Below are 21,023 nucleotides of genomic sequence, written 5' to 3' on the forward strand. Positions count from 1 at the left end.
TCATGCGAGCAACGCCAACCAGATCGTGGAAAACCGACGCACCTGCCGAGGCCGCCGCGCTTTACATCGGCGAGGTGATGCATGTGCGGCTGAGGCCGATCGGCCATCGCTTCAGCTACCGGGTGATGAGCCTCTTGATCGATCTCGACCGGCTGGCGGACGCGGACCGGCAGTCGCCGCTGTTCGGCGTCAACCGCGCGGCGCTCTATAGCTTCCACGAGGCCGACCATGGCAAGCGTGACGGATCATCCTTGCGCGCCCACGCGCAGCGCTGCGCGGTTGAGCGCGGCATCGACCTCACAGGTGGGCGGGTACTGCTGCTCTGCTATCCCCGCCTGCTCGGCTACACTTTCAATCCTCTCTCCGTCTACTTCTGCTATCGTGCAAGCGGTGAACTGGCGCTCCTGATCTATGAGGTACGCAACACCTTTGGCGCCATCCATCCCTACGTCCTTCCAGTGCGGCCCGAAGAGATCAGCGCCGCCGGCGTTCGGCAGCAACAGGACAAGCTGTTCTACGTCTCACCATTCGTCGAAATGGCGATGCGCTATCATTTTCGTATCGTGCCGCCGGGCGAACGCGTCCAGCTACGAATTCTCGAGAACGACCGCGAAGGACCCCTGCTCGCTGCAACTTTCAATGGCCGCCATCGCGCGCTCAGCACGAAGGAGTTGTTGCGTGCCTTCTTTGCCCTTCCGCTGGCGACCCCAAAGGTCATGGCGGCGATCTACTGGGAAGCGCTGCGGCTCTGGCTCAAGGGCGCGCGGCCGGTGCCGCGGAAGGACGCCGCCCTCAATACCGGCTTGGCGAGTGCGAAAAGCAACGACTATACTTCGCTGGTGTTGTCCACCCGTGCCGAGGATCGAAGCAGGGTCGATCGATCATGCGAGGCCGGGTAAACCCATTCGATGGATCGCCTATGCCCGAGTTGATTTCGGTCACATCGGAAACCGTAGACGTGACGTTTCCGGAATTGCCCCGCCTGGTCCGGCTGGCGCTGGGCTTTGGTTCAAAGCTGCAGCGTGGCACGCTCGACGTGACGCTGGCCGACGGCCGCGTAGTCCGGTTGGGCGGGAACGGGCCCGGCCCGGCCGCGGCGATGAAGATCTACGATTACGGCTTTGCCTCGCGGCTCATGCGCGGCGGCGACATCGGTATCGCGGAAGCCTATTTGCGCGGCGAATGGGACACGCCCGACCTGACGCAATTCCTCTATCTGTTCTGCGTCAATCAGGACTGGATGCAGACGATGCTGATCGGCAACCCGCTGACGCGCACATTCCAGATCGTCAGGCACTGGCTCAACCGCAATACCAGGCGCCAGGCCCGCCGCAACATCTATGCGCATTACGACATCGGCAACGCTTTCTACTCGGCGTGGCTCGATCCCAGCATGACCTACTCGTCGGCCCTGTTCGAGGACGACACGCCGGACCTGACCGCAGCCCAGCACAACAAATATCGCCGGCTGGCCGAGGCCATCGATCTGCGGCCGGGCCAGAAGCTTTTGGAGATTGGCTGCGGATGGGGCGGCTTTGCCGAATACGTCGCCAAGACGTTCGGCGTCAAGGTCGTCGGGCTCACCATCAGCAAGGAGCAGCGCGATTTCGCGCAGGCGCGCATTCACAATGCCGGGCTCAGCGACCGGGTCGAGATCAAGCTGCAGGATTATCGCGACGAGCGCGACCGCTATGACCGGATCGCCTCGATCGAGATGATCGAGGCCGTTGGCGAGCAGTTCTGGCCGAAATATTTTTCACAGTTGCGCGACCGCCTGCTGCCCGGCGGGCTCGCCGGTATCCAGGCCATCACCATCCAGGACAGCCTGTTCCAGACCTATCGCCGCGACGTTGATTTCATCCAGCGCTACGTTTTTCCGGGCGGCATGCTTCCCTCGCCGCAGATCCTGAAAACGCTCGGCGAGCGCTTCGGCGTTCCCGTCATCCGCGAACGCATTTTCGGGCAAGATTATGCCAAGACGCTCGCGATCTGGCGAAGCAATTTCCGGGCGGCCTGGCCCAACCTGACGCCATCCGGCTTCGACGACCGCTTCCGGCGGCTGTGGGAATATTACCTCGCGTACTGCGAGGCGGGGTTCCTGTCCGGAAATATCGACGTGCGTCAGGTGGTGTTTGCAAAATCAGGCTGACCGGCCTGCCCGAACGCTGGCTTGTGCGGCTAGCGGCGGTCCTTTAGGGTCGCCTAACGATTGGGCAAGCAAACCGGCAATTTCAAAACATGGCCTTCAACAAAGACGTCATCGAAGCGATCGGCAACACGCCCCTCATCAAGCTGAAGCAGGCATCTGAGCTGACCGGCTGCACCATTCTCGGCAAGGCCGAGTTCATGAATCCCGGCCAGTCGGTGAAGGATCGCGCGGGCAAGTGGATGATCCTTGAAGCCGAGAAGCGCGGCGATCTCAAGCCGGGCGGCCTCGTCGTGGAATCGACCGCCGGCAACACCGGCATCGGTCTTGCCGTCGTCGCCAGCGCGCGCGGTTACCGGACCTTGATCCTGATCCCGGAAACGCAGAGCCGGGAAAAGAAGGACATGCTGCGGCTGTGCGGCGCCGAGCTCATCGAGGTGCCGCAGCTGCCCTATTCCAACAAGAACAACTACCAGCACGTCGGCCGGCGGCTCGCGGACCAGCTTCGCAAGACGGAACCGAACGGCGTGCTGTTCGCCGACCAGTGGAACAACCTCGACAACGCCAAGGCGCACTACGAATCCACAGGACCGGAGATCTGGGAACAAACGGGCGGCAAGGTCGACGGCTTTATCTGCTCGGTCGGCACTGGCGGCACGCTCGCAGGCGCCAGCCGATATCTGAAAGAGAAGAACAAGGGCATCACGATCGCCTGCGCCGATCCGCATGGCTTCGCGATGTACGAGCTGTTCAAGAACGGCACCGCCAAATCGACGCCGGGTGACTCGATCACCGAGGGCATCGGGCTCGGCCGCGTCACGCCCATCATCGAGACGGCAAAGGTCGACGACGCTTTCCTGATTTCGGACGAGGAAGCCGTAACGGTGATCTACGAACTGCTCGAACACGAGGGCCTGTGCCTCGGCGGCTCGACCGGCATCAACGTTGCCGGCGCGATCCGCCTCGCCAAACAACTCGGCCCCGGCAAGACCATCGTCACCATCCTCGCCGACTCCGGCAACCGCTATCAGTCGAAACTGTTCAATCCGGAGTTCATGCGCTCGAAGAACCTGCCGGTGCCGGCATGGCTGGAGAAGCGCACTGAGATCGACGTACCGTTCGTGAAGGTGTGAGGGCTGCGTAGGGTGGGCAAAAGGCGCTCTTGCGCCGTGCCCACCATCTCTCAACGGCGATCGTGTTGGTGGGCACGCTTCGCTTTGCCCACCCTACGGCTTCATCAATGCCGCAAGATCTGGCTCAGGAACAGCTTGGTCCGCGCGTGCTGCGGATTGGCGAAGAATTCCTGCGGTGTGTTTGACTCGATCACCTGCCCCGCATCCATGAAGACGACGCGGTTGGCGACTTCGCGCGCAAATCCCATTTCGTGGGTGACGACCAGCATGGTCATGCCTTCCTTGGCAAGATCGACCATGGTGTCGAGCACTTCCTTGACCATTTCGGGATCGAGCGCCGACGTCGGCTCGTCGAACAGCATGACCTTCGGATTCATGGTCAGCGCGCGGGCGATCGCCACACGTTGCTGCTGTCCGCCTGACATCTGGCCCGGATATTTGCTGGCCTGATGCGGAATCTTGACCCGCTCCAAAAATTTCATCGCCATCGCCTCGGCATCCTTCTTCGGGATGTTGCGCACCCAGATCGGCGCCAGCGTGCAGTTCTCCAGCACGGTGAGATGCGGAAACAGGTTAAAGCTCTGGAACACCATGCCGACCTCGCGGCGGACCTCGTCCACCCGACGCAGGTTGGGCCCCAATTCGATGCCGTCGACGACGATGTTGCCTTCCTGGAATTCCTCCAGCGCGTTGATGCAGCGGATCAGCGTCGACTTGCCCGAACCTGAGGGACCGCAGATCACGATGCGCTCGCCCTTGGCGACGTCGAGATTGATGTCGCGCAGCACGTGAAAGTCCCCGTACCACTTGTTGAGAGTGTTGATGCCAACGATCGAATTTGTGGTCATGGTCATGTACTCAGTTGCGACGATGGGCGTTGAGCCTGTTCTCGACGAACAGGGAGTAACGCGACATTCCAAAGCAGAAGACGAAATAGATCAGCCCGGTAAAGGCAAAGCCGGTGAACAGCGTCGTCGGCGTTGACCAGACCGGATCGCTGAAGGAAGCTCTGAGCTGCCCCAGGAGATCGAACAGCGCGACGATCGAGACCAGCGAGGTGTCCTTGAACAGCGCGATGAAGCTGTTGACGAGACCCGGAATGACGTGACGCAGCGCCTGCGGCATCACGATCAGCGCCGTAGTCTTGCCCCAGGACAGGCCTAGCGCACTCGCCGCCTCGCCCTGCCCGCGCGGGATCGCCTGCAGGCCGCCGCGGATCACTTCGGCCTGGTAGGCGCCCGCGAACAGCGCGATGCCGATCAGGGCACGCATCAGCCCGTCAATGGTGAAGCCGGCCGGCACGAACAGCGGCAGCATATAGGTTGCGAAGAACAGCACGGTAATCAGCGGAACGCCGCGCCAGAACTCGATGAACGCGATCGAGAAAATCCGGATCAGCGGAATGGTCGAGCGCCGCCCGAGCGCGAGCGCAATGCCGACCGGCATCGAGGCCACGATGCCTGTGACTGACACGACCAGGGTCACGAGAAGGCCGCCCCATAGCCGCGTATCCACGACAGGGAATCCGCCACGGTCGAGCCCCATCACCGCGATCACGATGCCGATGCCGGCAAAGACCGCAAGGCTGGTGATCAGCGGACGCCAGCCGGAACGGATACCGCCGCCCAGCCAGAACAGCAGAGCCGACACGATCACGGCGGTCGCCATGAGGTCAGTCCAGACCGGACTGCCCGTGGCCTGGATCTGGTCACGCAACGAGGTCAGCGGCCATATGAGATATGAAAGAACCACACCCAATGAGAACCCAAGCCATCCCAGCAGAGATAGAAACGGTCCAAAAATCGGATGACCCGCATTGATGCCGGCGACACCGGCATTTTTGATTCCACTCGTCAGGCCCGACAGCAGCCCTGCGGTCCAGCTCACGCCGAAGCCGCCCAACCCGCCGCCGAGCAGCAGGAAGAAGGCGACGACGGGAAATGCCAGGAAGAACAAGATGGCGTTGGGCCCCTTGCCCGGCAACCGCGGAATCAACAGCGGCACCAGCAGGATGGCAGCAAGAATGAAGGTCAAATCGACCCGCCAGCGCTCCGGCTCCGGATAGAATCCGTAGATGAACTGCGAAAACTTGGCCTGGATGAAAGGCCAGCAGGCGCCGACCACATCGCCGGGGCCTTTGGGTAAGCAGGCGGTGCGGTCCTGGCCGGTCCAGACCGCATCAACCAGCACGAATTTCAGCGCCGGCACCACGGTGAACCACAGCAGCAGCACGCTAACGATCGTGATCAGGATGTTGGTCGGCGAATTGAACAGGCGCGTGCGCAGGAAGCCGACAAGGCCGGTGGTCTTTATCGGTGCGGGACGCTCGCCGACGAGCTCCTGGCGGACGAACATGGATGGCGTGGTCTCGCTCATCACCCCATACTCCGGCTGATACGCCACCCGTAGAAACTCATGATCGCGCTGGTGACCAGCGAGATCAGGAGATAGACGCCCATCGTGATGCCGATGATTTCAATCGCCTGCCCGGTCTGGCTCAGCGTGGTTCCGGCGAACACCGAAACCAGGTCGGGATAGCCGATCGCCACCGCCAGCGAGGAGTTCTTGGTCAGGTTGAGATACTGGTTGGTAAGCGGCGGCAGGATCACGCGCATCGCCTGCGGGATCACGATCAGCCGCAGCACCGAACCGCGCTGCAATCCCAGCGAGGAACCGGCTTCCATCTGCCCCCTGTGCACGGAAAGAATACCGGCTCGCACGATCTCGGCGATGAAGGCCGCCGTGTAGGTCGATAGCGCCAGCGTCAGCGCGACGAATTCCGGAATCACGCGTGAGCCGCCGGCGAAGTTGAAGCCCCTGAGGACGGGCACTTCAAACGTGACGGGTAGGCCGAAGATCAGCGCGCTGAGTAGCGGCAGGCCAACCACCAGGCCTAGCGCATAGGGCCAGACCTTGATCACCTTGCCGCTGTCGAACAGTTGCCGGCGCGCGTAACGCCCCAGCGCAATCGCGACAACGATCCCCAGCAGCACTGCAGCGACGAACGGCTCGAAACCGGGCGTGCCGATCGGCTTCGGAATCACCAGACCGCGATTACTGAGAAAGAAACTGTCGAAGACGGAGATGCTCTGTCGCGGATTGGGTAATGCGGCGAGCACGGCCAGATACCAGAACAGGATCTGGAACAGCAGCGGCAGGTTGCGGATCAGTTCGACATAGCCGCCCGATATCCGCGACAGCAGCCAGTTCGGCGACAACCGGCCCAGTGCGACGAGGAATCCGATCAGGGTAGCGAAGAAGATGCCGATCACCGAGACCAGCAACGTATTGAGCAGGCCAACCACAAAGACGCGCGTGTAGGGATCGGATCCGGAATACGGGATCAGGCTCTGGCTGACGTCAAAGCCCGCGTTGTTGGCAAGAAAGCCGAAGCCCGCAGTAATCCGCTGCGCCTGCAGGTTGGCGCGGGCATTGGCGACGATCTCGTATGAGATCCAGGCGAGCGCGGCGACGAAGAGTAGTTGGAGCACGAAGCCGCTCCAGCCCGCCCGGCCGCCGAGCGCGCGCTGCAGCTTGGGAAGTAGCTGCGACGGTGGTTTTCGGGGTTCGATGGCCATCGCCGCAGCCCCTCTCGCTGGCGCTTAGCGGATCGGCGGTGCGTACTGGATACCGCCTTTGCTCCATAGATTGTTGAGGCCGCGGGCGATGCCGAGCTTGGAGCCGGAGCCGACGTTGCGTTCGAAGGACTCGCCGTAGTTGCCTACCGCCTTCACGACCCGAACCATCCAATCCTTGGTCAGGCCGAGTTGCTCACCCAGATTGCCGTCGGTGCCGACCGCGCGCTTGACCTCGGGTTTGTCGGACTTGACCATCTCGTCGATGTTCTTCTGGGTCATGCCAAGCTCTTCAGCGCCGACCATCGCGTACAGCGTCCATTTCACGATGTCGAACCACTGATCGTCACCATGGCGGACCATCGGTCCGAGCGGCTCCTTCGAAATCACCTCAGGCAGCACGACGTGATCGGCCGGCGTGGCGACCTTCAGGCGCTCGGCGTAGAGCTGGGAGACGTCGGAGGTGAAGACGTCGCAGCGGCCGGATTCATAGGCCTTGATGGTTTCGTCGGCGGTCGCGAACGCGATCACCTCGTACTTCATGTTGTTGCCCTTGAAGTAATCGGCGAGGTTCTGCTCGGTGGTGGTGCCGGTCTGGACGCAGACTGACGCACTGTTGAGCTCCAGCGCTGAGTTCACCTTCAGCGACTTCTTCACCAGAAAGCCCTGGCCGTCATAATAGGTGACGCCGGTAAAGTTGGCGCCGAGCGAGGTGTCGCGCGACAGTGTCCAGGTGGTGTTGCGCGACAGCACGTCGATCTCACCCGACTGCAGCGCAGTGAAGCGGTCCTTGGCCGAGAGCGGCACGAACTTGATCTTGGTCGCGTCGTTGAAGATGGCCGCTGCGATCGCCCGGCAGATGTCGACGTCGAGCCCGGTCCAGTTACCCTTGTCGTCCGGCGTCGAGAAGCCCGGCAAACCCTGGCTGACCCCGCAGGACAGCATGCCGCGGTCCTTGACCGTCTTGAGGGTTTGCGCCGAGGCGGCCTGGGCCGAGAGACCGGCGGCAAGGGCGAGGGTAACAACCAAAGATACGCGTTTCATGGGATTAGGCCTTTCAAGGGTCGTCCGGAGATCGTTTTTTAGGCAACGCCTGACGTTGTGGGGCCAACCGGCTGATCCCTCGCTGAAAGCGTCATCCTGACCGTGCATTTCACGTGCCATCCCGGTCAGGCTGTGGATCTGATATCGCGGCAGGCCCCTCAACTTGCAGCGACTGTTAGTTGACATGCATCTCAGAACGACTGGCGTGCCGGGTCAAGGGGTTGACTGCCGTCTTCTGTGTCTTGTTATTAACTTAGCCGGTCCTGGCCCGCCGCCGGCGGTGTTTTCGCGATCAAGTTGTGGCTGCGGCATAACGTCTTGGATAATGCAAACGCATGAGCTTTTCGAACGACGGACGGTCTAATCCGCAAGAACCCGAAACCAGGCTGGTCACCGGCGGCCGCGATACCAAGGGCCAGCGGGGATTCGTCAATCCGGCCGTGTTTCACGGTTCGACCGTGCTGTATCCGACCGCCGAGGACCTGCACGCCCACCGCGCCGAATTCTCCTACGGGCGTCACGGCTCTCCAACCACGCGCGCGCTGCAGGATGTGCTGATGTCGCTGGAAGGCCCGCAATGCGCCGGCGTCGGGCTTGCGCCATCGGGGCTGGCCGCGATCACCACCACCCTGCTTTCGGTGCTTGGCGCCGGCGATCATGTGCTGGTGACCGACAACGTCTACCGGCCCTCACGCAACTTCTGCAACGGCATGCTGACCCGTTACGGCGTCGAGGTCGGCTATTTCGATCCGCTGATCGGCGCTGGAATCGAAAAGCTGTTCAAGCCCAACACCAAGGCAGTGCTGGTGGAAGCGCCCGGCTCGCAGTCGTTTGAAATGAGCGACATCCCCGCCATCGCCGAAGTCGCGCATGCCAAGGGCGCCCTCGTCATCGACGACAACACCTGGGCCACGCCCTTGTTTCACCGCTCGCTCGACCAGGGCGTCGACATCAGCATGCAGGCTGCCACCAAATATATCGGCGGCCATTCCGACATCATGTTCGGCACGATTTCGGCGAACGCAAAAACCTGGCCGCTGATTGCCGAAGGCATTCGCCTGCTCGGCGTTTGCGCCGGTCCCGACGACGTCTTCCTGGCGCTGCGCGGCACCCGCACGCTGGCGGTGCGGCTCGCGCAGCATTACCGCTCGGGCCTCGAAATGGCGCGCTGGCTCGCCGCCCGCCCCGAGGTCCTGCAGGTCCTGCATCCCGGGCTCGAAAGCCATCCCGGCCACGCGATCTGGAAGCGCGACTTTACGGGCGCCTCCGGCCTGTTCAGCATTGTGTTGAAGCCGGTGCCGCAGAAGGCGGTCGATGCCCTGCTCGATACTGTGAAGCTGTTCGGCATGGGCTTTTCGTGGGGCGGCTTCGAAAGCCTAATCATCCCGTTCGACTGCGATCCCTACCGCACCGCAACCAAATGGTCCCCCGGCGGGCCGACGCTGCGGCTCCACATCGGCCTGGAGAATGTCGACGACCTCAAGGCTGATCTCGAGCGCGGCTTTGCGGCGTTGAAGGCCGCCACTTAGCGCGTTTTCAAGGAAGCGGAGCCGGTTTCCGCGCGCCCGCCATCTCGGCCGCGAGCAACAAGGCCGCGCGGCTGGCGCCAACCGAGGCGATGCCCTGGCCTGCGATGTCATAGGCCGTGCCATGCGCCGGCGTGCAGATCGGAAACGGGAAACCTCCCAGGATTGTCACCCCGCGATCGAAGCCCATCAGCTTCATCGCGATCTGGCCCTGGTCGTGATACATCGTCAGCACCGCATCAAAGGCACCGTTCTTGGCGCGCAGGAAAACGGTGTCGGCCGGAAACGGCCCTTCCGCCGCTATTCCCTCGGCCCGGCCGGCCATCACCGCGGGTTCGATCACATCGATCTCCTCGCGGCCGAAATTGCCACCGTCGCCGGCATGCGGATTGAGGCCGGCCACCGCGATACGGGGCGTGGCAAAGCCAGCCCGCCGCATGCAGGCATCGGTCAGTTTCAGCGCACGATGAATACGTTCGACGGAAAGACGCGAGGCGACGTCCTTGAGCGCGATATGCGAAGTGACGCGCGCATTCCAGAGCCTGTCGAGCACGTTGAATTCGCTGGCCGGCGTTTTCAGGCCGGCGATCTCGGTGGAGAATGCGATCTCGTCGTCGTACTCGGCGCGCGCGAGCCGCATTGCCTTCTTGTTGAACGGCGTGAAGCAGACCGCATCTGCCTGCCCGTCGCGCGCCAGCGTGAGCGCGCGACGGTAATTCTCCAGCGCGAATGCGCCGCCGGTCTGGCTGGCGACACCACGTTCGATCTTGGCGGGATCAAGATGGCCGACATCTATAAAGGCGGCATCATCGCCGATTGTTCGAGGGTCCGCGGACGGCGTCACATTTGGCAGGTCGGCCTTGACGCCGGCTATCCGCGCGCCTTCGTCAAAAACGCGGCGGTCTCCGATCACGATCAGGCGTGCGCGGGAGCGGATTTCGTCGAGGCAGGAGAGCTTCGCGGTCAGCTCCGGGCTGATGCCGGCGGGGTCTCCCATCGCCAGCGCAATCACCGGCTTGCCGGGGTTCTGCACGTTCATATGATCCTCACTTTTTCATGCGCGGCTTCGTCCGGTTTTCGCAGCAGACGCACGATCTGCAAGGCAAGCGGAAGCAGCAACAACGCCATCCCGGCCAGGACGAGGGTCGTCACCAGCCGGTTCGCAAAGAATATCCCGAGCGATCCCTTCGACATCAGCATGGCCTGCCGAAAGGCGTCCTCGGCCTTGTCGCCGATCACGATCGCAAGCACCAGCGGCGCCAAGGGATAGTGCAGCTTCTTGAAGAGATAGCCGACGACGCCGAAGCCGAGCATCAGGACGACGTCGAGATAGGAGTTCGAGACCGAATAGGCGCCGACGACGCAGATGATGACGATCAGCGGTGCGATGACCGCGAAGGGAATGCGCATCAGGGCGGCAAACACCGGAACGGTGAGCAACACGAGCGCAACCGCAACGATGTTGCCGACATACATCGAGGCGATCAGCCCCCAGACGAAATCCTTCTGATCGACGAACAGCATCGGTCCGGGGTTCAATCCCCAGATCATCAGCCCGCCCATCATGACGGCGGCCGTCGCCGAGCCGGGAATGCCGAGCGAGAGCATCGGCAATAATGCGCTGGTGCCGGCGGCATGGTCGGCGGTCTCCGGCGCGATGATGCCCTCGGCCTCACCGCTGCCGAAACGCGCGCCATTGTGCGAGAAGCGCTTGGCGATGCCATAGCTCATGAAGGAAGCGGCGGTCGGACCGCCCGGCGTAATGCCCATCCAGCAGCCGATGGCGGCGCTGCGCAGCAACGCGATGCCATAGCGCGGCAAACGGCCCAGCGCCCGGAAGACTTCCTTCCAATCGACCTTCGACGATACCGCGCGGGCCTGGAACTCCTCCTCCACCGCAATCAACAACTCGCCGATGCCGAACAGCCCCATGACGGCAACGACGAAGCTGACGCCCTTCACCAGTTCGTCGATACCCATGGTCAGGCGAACGCTGCCCGAGACCGTATCGATGCCGATCGCGGCGATGGCAAAGCCGATCGCGAGTGCCACCACCGTCTTGATCGGCGCCGCACCGCCCATGCCGACGAAACTGGCGAAGGCTAGGAAATAGACCGCGAAGTATTCGGGCGGTCCGAAGGCGAGCGCCACCTGCGCCACCCAGGACGCCAGAAACGTAATCAGGATCACGCCGACAAGCGCGCCGAACGCCGCCGAGCCGAAGGCGGTGGCAAGCGCCGTCGTCGGCCGGCCGTCGCGCGCCATCGGATAGCCGTCGAACGTGGTGGCGACCGACGAAGGTTCGCCCGGGATGTTGAACAGGATAGACGTCACCGAGCCGCCGAACAGCGCGCCCCAATACATGCTCGAAAGCAGGATGATCGCCGACACCGGCTGCATGCCGAAGGTCAGCGGCAGCAACAGCGATACCCCGTTTGGCGCACCCAGGCCCGGCAGAACGCCGACCAGAATGCCGAGCAGGACGCCGATCACCATCAGCGTCAGGTGCGGAACGGTGACTGCGATGGTGAAACCGTGCAGCAGCGATTGAAGGTTTTCCATCGCCCGCCCCTTCAGAAGCCGAACGCTGCGGCGAGCGCGCCGTGCGGCAGCGACACCTGGAACATGCGCTCGAACACGACGTAAAGCGCAAGCGGAGTTGCCGCGGCGATAACAAGCGCGCGCAAAACCGATTGCCGCCTCGGCAGCGCCAGCACCGCGAAAACATAGCCCGCTGAGGCGAGATACATTCCAACCAGTGGAATGACGGCGACGAAAATCGCGGCTGGAACGAACAACCCCGCCAGGCGGCGCAATTCGGACGGCGTGACGGCTATCCTGACTATTGCAAGGGTGCCGCGCCCCATGGCGCCCTGTCCCATGTTGTAAAGGCTGCCGAGCACGATGATGACGCCGGTCAGGAAAGGGAATGTGCCGGCGTCGACGCCGGCGCTCGACCAGCCGATGCCGTTGTCGATGCTGGATACGACGACCACGACGCCGAAGATTCCGGTCAGTGCCGCCGTGGCTATCTCAAGCGCACGTCGCGATATCATCGCGTCCCACCCTACTTCAGCAGCCAACCCTGTTCGCCGGCAACCTGCTTCACGTGTTCAAGGTCCTGCTTGATGAAATCGACGAACGCAGCGCCGGTCAGGAAGGTGTCAACCTGCGACGTCTTCTCGATGTACTCCTTCCATTCGGGCGTCGCCTGCACCTTCTTCATGAGATCGACGTAGAACGCCGCCTGCTCCGGGCTGACCTTGCCAGGCAGCCACACCGTCCGCGGTTGCTCATATTGCGAGATCGCCAGCCCCTGCTCGACGCAGGTCGGCACGTCGCTCCAGCCTTCTGACGCCGTGACCTTCGGCCCCTGCGGCAACCGCTTCGGGCTGAAGGCACAGAGCGGGCGCTGGGTACTTCCGCGCCACTGCCCAAGGCTCTCGGAGGGATTGTTGACGTGCGCATCGATATGGCCGCCGGCCAGTTGCACGGCCGCCTCGGCGCCGCTCTTGAAGGGGATGTATGTGAATTTGACGCGCGCCGCCTTCTCGATCATCCGCGTCAAGACCTCGTCGGTGTCCTTGGACTGCGCGCCACCCATCTTGAACTCGGTCGCGGCGGCCGCCTTGAGAAAGTCGCCCGCCGTCTTGTAGGGCGCGTCCTGTTTCACCCACAGCAGGAACTCGTCCTGCGCCATCGCGGCGATCGGGGTGAGATCGGTGTAGTTGAAGGCAACCTTGGAGACGAGCGGTTGCTGCCATGCGTTCGAAGTGCCGAAGATCACCTTGTAGGGATCGCCGGCAGACGCCCTACCGTAGACATAGCCTTCCGCCCCGCTGCCGCCGCCCTTGTTGACGACCACGATCGGCTGATCAGTCAATTTGTATTTGGTGACGATGCTCTGGACGGCGCGCGCGAGATTGTCGGTGCCGCCGCCCGGCCCCGCGGTTGCGACGAACTCGATCGGCTTCTGCGGCTGCCACGCCGCGGCGGCCGGAATCGCGCCCGCCAGCATGAACGCTGTCGTGGACAGCAGGAGTTTTGAAGTGATCTTCATGGGGTTCCTCCGGATAGGCATTTTTTGTTGTCGTTCGTATTTTCGTCTTCTCGTCAGGCGACCTGCTCCTTGCGGCCGGCCGAGGCGGCGACGATCGCGCCCTCCCGCTCGAACGCATCGATCTGCGCCTGATCAAAACCATGTTCGCGCAGCACCTCGCGCGTATGCTCGCCATAGACGGGCGCGCCCGAACGTACCTTGCCGGGCGTCGCTGAGAATTTGACCGGTAGCCCGATCGTCTTCACCGGTCCGAGCGTCGAATGCTCGACCTCGACCACCATGTCGCGCGCGAGCGTCTGCGGATCGCTCAGCGCTTCCAGCATGTCGTGAATGGGGCCGCACGGCACGCCCTTCTCGTCCAGCGCCGCCAGCCAATGCGCCCGCGTCTGTTTCCGGAAGCGGACGCTCAGTTCGGCTTCGAGTTCCTTCAAATGCGCCATGCGGTCGGAGCCGTCGATGAAGCGCAGGTCTGAGGCCAGCTCCAGCGCGTCAAGCGCTTCCAGCATCAACAGCCAATGCTTCTTGTTGGCGCCGCCTACCACGAGCCAGCCGTCGGATGCCTCGAACGCCTGATACGGCGCGTTGAGCGGATGGGCCGAGCCCATGGCGCGCGGCGCCACATTGCTGGCGAGCGCAATCGTCGACTGCCAATAGGTCTGAACCAGCGCCGCCTCGTAGAGCGATGTCTCCACCCATTGCCCTTCGCCGGTCTTGAGCCGGTGCGAATAGGCGGCAAGGATGCCCATGCTGGCCAAGAGTCCGGCCGTGATATCGGACAGCGGCGGACCGCATTTCACCGGCGGACCGTCCGGCCGTTCGCCTGTGAAACTCATGATGCCGCTCATCGCCTGGGCGACCAGATCGAAGCCGCGGCGATGCCTGTAAGGTCCGGTGCGGCCGAAGCCGGACAGCGAGCAATAGATCAGCGCCGGAAAATCCCGGTGCAGATCCTCATAGCCGAAGCCGAGCCGCTCCATTGCGCCCGGCGCAAAATTCTCGACCAGAACGTCGGCGCCGGCGATCAGCCGCCGCAGCACTTCCTTGCCGCCTGCGGTCTTTAAGTCGAGCACGATGCCGCGCTTGTTGCGGTTCATCATCAGGAAGGAAGCCGCCTCGTCACCGATCTTCGGCGGCACCGAATGCCGCGTGTCGTCACCATTCGGCCATTTCTCGATCTTGATGACGTCGGCGCCCATGTCGGCAAGCATCAGGGTGCAGGTCGGCCCCGCCATCACATGGGTGAGATCGATGACCTTGAGGCCGGCGAGCGGCCCCGAGCGCGGCGCCTTATCGTTTTGAACGGACATTAAGGGCTCCTATTGACCGCGCCATTGCGGCGTGCGCTTGGTGAGAAACGCGTCGAGCCCTTCACGGAAATCCTGGCTGGTGTAGCACATCAGGATGAGGTCCTCGCCCTCCTCGCGCGTCAGGCGCTTCTGCAACCGGGCGACCGCCTGCTTGGTCGCGCTCAGCGTCAGCGGCGCGTTGCCGGCAACGAGCCTTGCGATCTCATCGGCGCGCTTGTCGAGCGCGGCCAGATCATCGACGACTTCTGTGAGCAGGCCCACGGAGGCCGCCTCCTCGGCTTCGACAAGACGTGCGGTAAAGATCAGATCCTTGACGCGCGCCGGACCGATCAACGCGGTGATGCGGCTGACATTCGACATCGACAGGCAATTGCCGAGCGTGCGCGCGATCGGAAACCCCATCCGCGTACTCCTGGTGCCAATGCGCAGATCGCAGCTGGCCGCGATCCCTGCACCGCCGCCGGTGCAGGCGCCGTTGATGGCGGCAATGGTCGGCACCCGGCATGTTTCGAGAATGCCGAGCACGCGGTCGATGCGGTTCTCATAGTCGAGCGCATCCTGCGGCGTCTTGAAGGCGCGGAACTGGTTGATGTCGGTGCCCGCGGCAAACGCCTTGTCGCCGGCGCCCCGCAGCAGCAGCACCTTGATCGTGTGGTCGCGATTGGCGCGTTCGCAGATTTCGGCCAGCCGCTCATACATCTCGAACGTGAAGGCGTTGCGCGCCTGCGGCCGGTTGAAGGTTATCCGGCCGATGCCGTCATCGAGGGCAAACAGGAGGTCCCCCTCCCGTACCGTTACGTCCTGATCCATCCCACGGCCCTTCTTAATCGTTGTTAACCAATTCTGAATGCAAAAACCGGATTTATCAAGCTGGAACTAGCTAAAATCCAATGATATAGCCATTTTTGCATTCAAACTGGATTTTTGACGGCAATGCTTCATGAGGAAGTCGTAGGCCGCGTCCGCGCGATGCTGCTCGATGGCGAGATTCCGCCGGGCGCGCGGATTCCCGAGCGCGACCTCTGTGAAAAGCTGCAGATCTCGCGCACGCCGCTGCGCGAAGCCCTCAAGGTGCTCGCCGCCGAAGGCCTGGTCCAATTGCTGCCGAACCGCGGCTCGCGCGCGGCCAGGCTGACCGACAAGGACATGCGCGACCTGTTCGAGGTCTGCCAAGGGCTTGAAGCACTAGCCGGCGAACTCGCCTGCGAACGCATCACGGATGCCGAGATCGCCAATGTCGCCGCCGCCCACGCCGAGATGGCGCGGCACTACGGAGATCGCGACCTTCTGCAGTACTACCGCTGCAACCGTTATATCCACGAGGCGATCGTCGCCGCGGCCGGCAACCCGGTGCTGTCCGGCCTCTATGATTCCGTCACGGCCCGCATTCGCCGCGCGCGCTACGTCACGCCAATGACACCGCGGCGCTGGGCGCTGGCGGTGCAGGAGCACGAAGCCATCCTCAATGCGCTGCAACGCCGCGACAGCGTGGGGTTGTCGCATATCCTGCGCGCGCATCTGCGCCACAAGCGCAATGAGGTCTTGCAGGCAGGCTTCGCGGAGACCGAGCCTCAGGATGAGGCTCGCGCGTCATAGCGGCGTCGGGCCTGATGCTGATCGGCATCCGAATCGCACGTCCATCTCTATTGGCGAATTCGACTGCTGACGCGCCCCACACACACCGAACGGCTCCGGGTTTTTGCGGAGTGGTTTTCTCAAAACGATAACCACCCGTTCACCATGACGGCGAAACCCGCTGTCCGATCGACCAAAAACTTCACGCCTCAAGTTCCCTTATACCTTTGATGCCTAGTCATACCTCCGGGGATGGCTGTCATTGCCGTGCAGTTGGGCGTCCCTGCGTAAGAGTAGTAAAGCGTATGAATATCGCACGTGTCGTCGTTCTGATCATCGCCTTGAGTGCCGGCGGTGTCGCCGCCTATCTCGCCCGTGGCACGGAAGAAAAACCGCATCCAGCGGCCGAGCCGGTCGCACAATTGCCGACGGTGGAAGTTCTGGTCGCCAAGTCCGACATCGGGCTCGGCCAGGTGGTCAAGCCCGAGGACCTGCAATGGCAGGCATGGCCGGCCTCGGCCGCCGGCAACAATCTGATCAACCGCGCCAGCAAGGCCGAGGCGATCAACGAAATCGCCGGCTCGATCGTCCGCAGCCCGTTCTTCGCGGGCGAGCCGATCCGCGAGCAGAAGCTGGTCAAGGCCAACGGCTCCGGCTTCATGGCAGCGATCCTGCCGAGCGGCATGCGGGCGATCTCGACCGAGATCTCGCCTGAAACCGGCGCGGGCGGCTTTATCCTGCCCAACGACCGCGTAGACGTCATCCTTTCCAAGCGCGAGAAGAATCCGGAGCGCAGCGGAGCCGACGCCGTCCAGTCGGAGATCATTCTCTCCAATATTCGTGTGCTCGCGATCGATCAGGCGCCGAAGGAAAAAGAGGGCATCAACACCCTCGTCGGCCGCACCGCCACGCTCGAGCTGAAGCCCGAGCAGGTCGAGACGCTGACGCGCGCGCGCCAGACCGGCACGCTGGCGCTCGCGCTCCGCAGTATCACCGATGTCAACGCGCCAGAAGGCCGGTCCGAGGATCAGGTTCAAAAACGAAGCGAGAGCGTCAACGTGGTTCGCTACGGGGTCGCCAATCAAACGACGGCACAGAAGTGACCGAAAGGACGCCTGAAATGAAGTTTGGGGAAAATCAGTCAGCGATGCGAACCGTAGCGGCGCGCACCCTGTTATTGTCGGCTGCTGCCGCGCTGACGCTCAGTCCGTTGCTGCCTGTCGTCGCAGCCGAATCTGAAAAGGATCCGGTGACGACCTCCGCCATCGGCCCGTTCAAGATGCGCTTCCTGTCGCTCGGCATCGGCAAGTCCGTGGTCGTCGACCTGCCGCGCGAGGTGAAGGATGTGCTGGTCGCCGATCCGAAGATCGCCAATGCCGTCATTCGCTCCCCGCAACGCGCCTATATCATCGGCGGTGCAGTCGGCCAGACCAACGTCGTGTTTTTCGATGGCGATGGCCAGCAGATCGCTTCCTACGACATCGCAGTGAAGCGTGATCTCAACGGCGTGCGCGCCGCGCTGCGCCAGTCGCTGCCCGGCATCCAGATCGAGGGCGTCGGCGACAGCGTGTTGCTAACCGGCTCGGTGTCGAGCCCGGTCGAAGCCCAACAGGCCGGCGAGATCGCCGCGCGGCTGGTCGGCGGATCCGAGAAGGTCGTCAACTCGATCGTCGTTCGCGGCCGCGACCAGGTGATGCTCAAGGTCACCGTCGCGGAAGTGCGGCGGGACATCGTCAAGCAGATGGGTGTCGATCTCAGCGCCCAATTGAATGTCGGCAATACGACCGTGAATTTCAACAATGCCAATCCATTCACTGCAAACAACGCGGCCCTCGTGCCCGGCAATGGCCTTGGCATAGCAGCCGGCACAATGCCGTCGGTCCAGGCGGTGCTTCGCGCGATGGAAAAGGCCGGTGTCGTGAAGACGCTCGCCGAACCTAATCTGACCGCGATATCAGGCGAATCCGCAACGTTTATCTCAGGCGGCGAATTTCCCATTCCGACCGGCGTGACATGCCAAACACCGACGCCTGGCACCATCGCACAATGCATCCAGACAGTCGCCTTCAAGAAATTCGGCATCTCGCTCAACTTCACGCCGGTCGTGCTGACCGAGGGGCGGATCAGCCTGCGGGTGATGACAGAAGTGTCGGAAGTCTCGACCGAAAACTCGCTCACGGGCGGCCAAAATGGAACATCCATTCCCTCGATCAAGACCCGCCGCGCCGAGACGACGCTGGAAATACCCTCCGGCGGCACGATAGCGATGGCCGGCCTGATCCAGGAGCAGACCAAGCAGGCCGTCAACGGCCTGCCGGGACTCGATCAATTGCCGGTTCTGGGCGCGCTGTTCCGCAGCCAGGACTTCATCAACAACCAGACCGAACTGATGGTTCTCGTGACGCCCTATGTGGTGCGCGCGGTCGCGCAGAAGGAGTTGTCGCGGCCCGACGACGGATTTGCGCCGGCATCCGACTCGCAGTCCACGCTGCTCGGTCGCATCAACCGGATCTACGGGGTCGCCGCCCGCGTCGATCCCGTCGTCGGCATGCAGGGCAATTTCGGCTTCATCATCGATTGATACCGCAGAACTGTTCACCGCATGGGGACGAGGACAGAACAATGACAACGAAAATTCCGCTCCATCGCGTCAAGGCCGTGGGGCTACTTGGCGCCCTGCTCGGCCTTTCGGCAGCGCTTGGCGCCTGCACGCCGCAAACCACGGAAATCGTGACGACCGCAAGCGTTCCCAACGACCATCGCCACCGCCATCCGATCGCGGTGACCGAAGCCAATCGCTCGATCGTGGTGTTCGTCGGTCATGCCCGCGGCGGCCTTTCCGGGTCGCAACGTAGCGACGTCATGGGCCTGGCGCAGACCTGGGTACGCGAAGGCACCGGCGCTGTTATCGCCGATGTCCCGGTCGATACGCCGAACGCACGCGCGGCTGCTGCGTCGTTCCGGGAAATCCGGTCGGTGCTGATGGCAGGCGGCGTGCCCTCGCGCGCCATCACGATGCATCACTACCGGCCGGAAGATCCGCGCACGCTGCCGACGATCAGGCTCAGCTATCCGAAGATTGCGGCCGTCGCCGGCCCTTGCGGTCTGTGGCCGCAGGACCTCGGACCGAACATCGACAACGTCGCCTACAGCGAAAATCGCCAGTATCATAATTTCGGCTGCGCCACTCAGCGCAACCTTGCCGCCATGATCGACAACCCAGCCGATCTCGAACAGCCGCGTCCCGAGAGCCCCGCCTATACGCCGCGGCGCGATATCGCCTTTGACAAATACCGCAAGGGCCTTTCGACCGCGACCAGCTATCCGGACGCCGACAAGGCCAAACTCAGCGATACAGGCAAATGATCAGCCGCGTCTTTCAAAACTCCGACGACCAACTGGACGACACGCCGGCGCAGCCCGAGGAATACATCTCGCCGGCGCCGCGCGTATCGGTACAGGCCTTTTGCGCCAGCGTGGCGATCGCAACCGCGGTGCGTGCGGCGAGCGAAGACCGCCGTCTCGGCAAGGCCCACCTTTCGGTTCACATGGGCGGCATTGCTGCCGCCATCGAGGCCTACCACACGGCGCCGACGCCCAACGTTATTTTGCTGGAGACCGAGCCCGGCTCCGATATCCTCGAAGGGCTCGATGAACTCGCGACCGTGTGCGACGCAGGAACCCGCGTCGTCGTGATCGGTAACGCCAACGACGTCACGCCCTATCGCGAACTGGTGCGACGCGGCGTCAGCGACTACGTGACCGGACCGATCGAACCGATCGACGTCGTGCGCGCAATATGCGGCCTTTACGCGGCCTCCGAAGCCGTGGCCGTCGGCCGCATCATCGCCGTCGTCGGCGCCAAGGGCGGCGTCGGTGCATCCACTGTCGCACACAACGTGGCCTGGGCGATCGCGCGCGATCTCGCGCTCGATTCCGTCGTGATCGACCTCGATCTTGCGTTCGGCACCGCTGGCCTCGATTACAACCAGGATCCGGTTCAAGGCATCGCCAATGCCGTCTTCCAGCAAGAACGGCCGGACTCCGCCTTCATGGAGCGGCTGCTGGCGAAATGCACCGACCGCCTCGACCTGCTGGCGGCGCCGGCGTCATTGGACCAGGTCTATGATTTCGGCGCCGATGCGTTCGATGCGATCTTCGATACGATGCGCATGACGACCCCTTGCATCGTGCTCGACGTTCCCCATCAATGGTCGGCGTGGACCAAGCGCACTCTGGTCGGCGCGGACGACATTCTGATCGTCGCCGAACCCGACCTCGCCAATATGCGCAACGCCAAGAACATGCTGAACGTGCTGAAGGCGGCGCGGCCCAACGACCGGCCGCCGCTCTATTGCCTCAACCAGGTCGGCATGCACAAGCGTCCGGAGATCAGCACACGCGAATTCGCCAAGGCGATCGAGAGTCAGCCCATCGCAGCCATTCCGTTCGATTCCAAGATGTTCGGCACCGCCGCCAATAACGGCCAGATGATCGCGCAGATCGCCGCCAAGCATCGCACCACCACAATGTTTCTGCAGATGGCGCAGCGGTTGACCGGCCATGCCGTGACGAAGCGGTCCCGCACCTCGTTCCTGACGCCGATCATCAAGAAGCTGCAGGGCGTGACAGCCCGCAGGGCCTGAGCAAAGCACCA

General features: G+C 63.0%; 19 protein-coding genes. 9 read left to right on the top strand and 10 right to left on the bottom strand.

What is annotated here, in order from left to right:
- Positions 1-2 precede the first annotated feature (2 nt).
- The 3 genes from GWE18_RS16760 (at position 3) to GWE18_RS16770 (ending at position 3,279) form a co-directional block, all read left to right on the top strand.
- Positions 3-899 (top strand): DUF1365 domain-containing protein, encoded by an 897-nt coding sequence (locus GWE18_RS16760; protein WP_275186808.1) that lies wholly within the window; start codon positions 3-5, stop codon positions 897-899.
- Positions 900-919: 20 nt separating this feature from the next.
- Complete coding sequence (locus GWE18_RS16765; protein WP_275186809.1) at positions 920-2,149, top strand: cyclopropane-fatty-acyl-phospholipid synthase family protein; 1,230 nt, start codon at positions 920-922, stop codon at positions 2,147-2,149.
- Between the two features lie 89 nt (positions 2,150-2,238).
- A complete protein-coding gene (locus GWE18_RS16770) occupies positions 2,239-3,279 on the top strand; it encodes a cysteine synthase A (RefSeq protein ID WP_275186810.1) in 1,041 nt (346 codons plus the stop codon).
- Between the two features lie 104 nt (positions 3,280-3,383).
- Here GWE18_RS16770 and GWE18_RS16775 read toward each other — a convergent pair whose 3' ends face one another.
- The 4 genes from GWE18_RS16775 to GWE18_RS16790 are packed head-to-tail and all read right to left on the bottom strand — an operon-like array spanning position 3,384 to position 7,898.
- Positions 3,384-4,127: an amino acid ABC transporter ATP-binding protein gene (locus tag GWE18_RS16775; protein ID WP_275186811.1), complete on the bottom strand. Its 744-nt coding sequence runs from the start codon at positions 4,125-4,127 to the stop codon at positions 3,384-3,386.
- A 10-nt stretch (positions 4,128-4,137) separates the two neighbouring features.
- A complete protein-coding gene (locus tag GWE18_RS16780; RefSeq protein WP_275186812.1) occupies positions 4,138-5,655 on the bottom strand; it encodes an amino acid ABC transporter permease in 1,518 nt (505 codons plus the stop codon).
- A complete protein-coding gene (locus GWE18_RS16785) occupies positions 5,655-6,857 on the bottom strand; it encodes an ABC transporter permease subunit (protein ID WP_275186813.1) in 1,203 nt (400 codons plus the stop codon). Before GWE18_RS16785 ends, GWE18_RS16780 begins: the two co-directional genes overlap by 1 nt.
- A gap of 24 nt (positions 6,858-6,881) precedes the next feature.
- On the bottom strand, positions 6,882-7,898 hold the full coding sequence (locus tag GWE18_RS16790; RefSeq protein WP_275186814.1) for an amino acid ABC transporter substrate-binding protein: 1,017 nt from the start codon (positions 7,896-7,898) through the stop codon (positions 6,882-6,884).
- A gap of 335 nt (positions 7,899-8,233) precedes the next feature.
- Here GWE18_RS16790 and metC point away from each other — a divergent pair, with 335 nt between their 5' ends.
- Positions 8,234-9,427, top strand: a complete 1,194-nt coding sequence (gene metC, locus GWE18_RS16795; RefSeq protein WP_275186815.1) for a cystathionine beta-lyase — start codon at positions 8,234-8,236, stop codon at positions 9,425-9,427.
- A gap of 7 nt (positions 9,428-9,434) precedes the next feature.
- Here the strand turns inward: metC and GWE18_RS16800 are convergent, their stop codons facing one another.
- The 6 genes from GWE18_RS16800 to GWE18_RS16825 are packed head-to-tail and all read right to left on the bottom strand — an operon-like array spanning position 9,435 to position 15,601.
- Positions 9,435-10,463 carry a 4-hydroxythreonine-4-phosphate dehydrogenase PdxA gene (locus tag GWE18_RS16800; protein WP_275186816.1) on the bottom strand — a complete coding sequence of 343 codons (1,029 nt, stop codon included), beginning with the start codon at positions 10,461-10,463 and terminating at the stop codon, positions 9,435-9,437.
- The gene (locus tag GWE18_RS16805; RefSeq protein WP_275186817.1) at positions 10,460-11,986 is read right to left on the bottom strand and encodes a tripartite tricarboxylate transporter permease; all 1,527 of its coding nucleotides are present in this window, start codon (positions 11,984-11,986) and stop codon (positions 10,460-10,462) included. The genes GWE18_RS16800 and GWE18_RS16805 overlap by 4 nt, the downstream gene beginning before the upstream one ends.
- Positions 11,987-11,997: 11 nt before the next feature.
- Entirely contained in the window at positions 11,998-12,480 is a 483-nt protein-coding gene (locus GWE18_RS16810; RefSeq protein ID WP_275186818.1) for a tripartite tricarboxylate transporter TctB family protein, read from the bottom strand.
- Between the two features lie 11 nt (positions 12,481-12,491).
- Positions 12,492-13,484: a tripartite tricarboxylate transporter substrate-binding protein gene (locus tag GWE18_RS16815; RefSeq protein WP_275186819.1), complete on the bottom strand. Its 993-nt coding sequence runs from the start codon at positions 13,482-13,484 to the stop codon at positions 12,492-12,494.
- 53 nt (positions 13,485-13,537) lie between these two features.
- Positions 13,538-14,791: a CoA transferase gene (locus GWE18_RS16820; protein ID WP_275186820.1), complete on the bottom strand. Its 1,254-nt coding sequence runs from the start codon at positions 14,789-14,791 to the stop codon at positions 13,538-13,540.
- A gap of 9 nt (positions 14,792-14,800) precedes the next feature.
- Entirely contained in the window at positions 14,801-15,601 is an 801-nt protein-coding gene (locus GWE18_RS16825; RefSeq protein ID WP_275186821.1) for an enoyl-CoA hydratase/isomerase family protein, read from the bottom strand.
- Between the two features lie 159 nt (positions 15,602-15,760).
- Here GWE18_RS16825 and GWE18_RS16830 point away from each other — a divergent pair, with 159 nt between their 5' ends.
- From GWE18_RS16830 to GWE18_RS16850, 5 genes are all read left to right on the top strand, one after another.
- Positions 15,761-16,387, top strand: coding sequence for a GntR family transcriptional regulator (locus tag GWE18_RS16830; RefSeq protein WP_275186822.1), 627 nt, complete (start codon positions 15,761-15,763; stop codon positions 16,385-16,387).
- Between the two features lie 284 nt (positions 16,388-16,671).
- Positions 16,672-17,469 (top strand): Flp pilus assembly protein CpaB, encoded by a 798-nt coding sequence (gene cpaB, locus GWE18_RS16835; protein ID WP_275186823.1) that lies wholly within the window; start codon positions 16,672-16,674, stop codon positions 17,467-17,469.
- A 17-nt stretch (positions 17,470-17,486) separates the two neighbouring features.
- The gene (locus GWE18_RS16840; RefSeq protein ID WP_275186824.1) at positions 17,487-18,947 is read left to right on the top strand and encodes a type II and III secretion system protein family protein; all 1,461 of its coding nucleotides are present in this window, start codon (positions 17,487-17,489) and stop codon (positions 18,945-18,947) included.
- A 41-nt stretch (positions 18,948-18,988) separates the two neighbouring features.
- The gene (locus GWE18_RS16845) at positions 18,989-19,732 is read left to right on the top strand and encodes a CpaD family pilus assembly protein (RefSeq protein ID WP_275186825.1); all 744 of its coding nucleotides are present in this window, start codon (positions 18,989-18,991) and stop codon (positions 19,730-19,732) included.
- On the top strand, positions 19,729-21,012 hold the full coding sequence (locus GWE18_RS16850; RefSeq protein WP_057850786.1) for an AAA family ATPase: 1,284 nt from the start codon (positions 19,729-19,731) through the stop codon (positions 21,010-21,012). Before GWE18_RS16845 ends, GWE18_RS16850 begins: the two co-directional genes overlap by 4 nt.
- The last annotated feature ends 11 nt before the right edge of the window (positions 21,013-21,023 follow it).

The sequence above is a fragment of the Bradyrhizobium sp. CSA112 genome, assembly GCF_029051645.1.
Taxonomy (GTDB): Bacteria; Pseudomonadota; Alphaproteobacteria; order Rhizobiales; family Xanthobacteraceae; genus Bradyrhizobium.

Excerpts from the sequence above, each read along its gene's own strand:
- GWE18_RS16760 (WP_275186808.1), top strand. The coding sequence starts at position 3 with ATGCGAGCAACGCCAACCAGATCGTGGAAAACCGACGCACCTGCCGAG.
- GWE18_RS16765 (WP_275186809.1), top strand. The coding sequence starts at position 920 with ATGCCCGAGTTGATTTCGGTCACATCGGAAACCGTAGACGTGACGTTT.
- GWE18_RS16770 (WP_275186810.1), top strand. The coding sequence starts at position 2,239 with ATGGCCTTCAACAAAGACGTCATCGAAGCGATCGGCAACACGCCCCTC.
- GWE18_RS16775 (WP_275186811.1), bottom strand. The coding sequence starts at position 4,127 with ATGACCACAAATTCGATCGTTGGCATCAACACTCTCAACAAGTGGTAC.
- GWE18_RS16780 (WP_275186812.1), bottom strand. The coding sequence starts at position 5,655 with ATGAGCGAGACCACGCCATCCATGTTCGTCCGCCAGGAGCTCGTCGGC.
- GWE18_RS16785 (WP_275186813.1), bottom strand. The coding sequence starts at position 6,857 with ATGGCCATCGAACCCCGAAAACCACCGTCGCAGCTACTTCCCAAGCTG.
- GWE18_RS16790 (WP_275186814.1), bottom strand. The coding sequence starts at position 7,898 with ATGAAACGCGTATCTTTGGTTGTTACCCTCGCCCTTGCCGCCGGTCTC.
- metC (WP_275186815.1), top strand. The coding sequence starts at position 8,234 with ATGAGCTTTTCGAACGACGGACGGTCTAATCCGCAAGAACCCGAAACC.
- GWE18_RS16800 (WP_275186816.1), bottom strand. The coding sequence starts at position 10,463 with ATGAACGTGCAGAACCCCGGCAAGCCGGTGATTGCGCTGGCGATGGGA.
- GWE18_RS16805 (WP_275186817.1), bottom strand. The coding sequence starts at position 11,986 with ATGGAAAACCTTCAATCGCTGCTGCACGGTTTCACCATCGCAGTCACC.
- GWE18_RS16810 (WP_275186818.1), bottom strand. The coding sequence starts at position 12,480 with ATGATATCGCGACGTGCGCTTGAGATAGCCACGGCGGCACTGACCGGA.
- GWE18_RS16815 (WP_275186819.1), bottom strand. The coding sequence starts at position 13,484 with ATGAAGATCACTTCAAAACTCCTGCTGTCCACGACAGCGTTCATGCTG.
- GWE18_RS16820 (WP_275186820.1), bottom strand. The coding sequence starts at position 14,791 with ATGTCCGTTCAAAACGATAAGGCGCCGCGCTCGGGGCCGCTCGCCGGC.
- GWE18_RS16825 (WP_275186821.1), bottom strand. The coding sequence starts at position 15,601 with ATGGATCAGGACGTAACGGTACGGGAGGGGGACCTCCTGTTTGCCCTC.
- GWE18_RS16830 (WP_275186822.1), top strand. The coding sequence starts at position 15,761 with ATGCTGCTCGATGGCGAGATTCCGCCGGGCGCGCGGATTCCCGAGCGC.
- cpaB (WP_275186823.1), top strand. The coding sequence starts at position 16,672 with ATGAATATCGCACGTGTCGTCGTTCTGATCATCGCCTTGAGTGCCGGC.
- GWE18_RS16840 (WP_275186824.1), top strand. The coding sequence starts at position 17,487 with ATGAAGTTTGGGGAAAATCAGTCAGCGATGCGAACCGTAGCGGCGCGC.
- GWE18_RS16845 (WP_275186825.1), top strand. The coding sequence starts at position 18,989 with ATGACAACGAAAATTCCGCTCCATCGCGTCAAGGCCGTGGGGCTACTT.
- GWE18_RS16850 (WP_057850786.1), top strand. The coding sequence starts at position 19,729 with ATGATCAGCCGCGTCTTTCAAAACTCCGACGACCAACTGGACGACACG.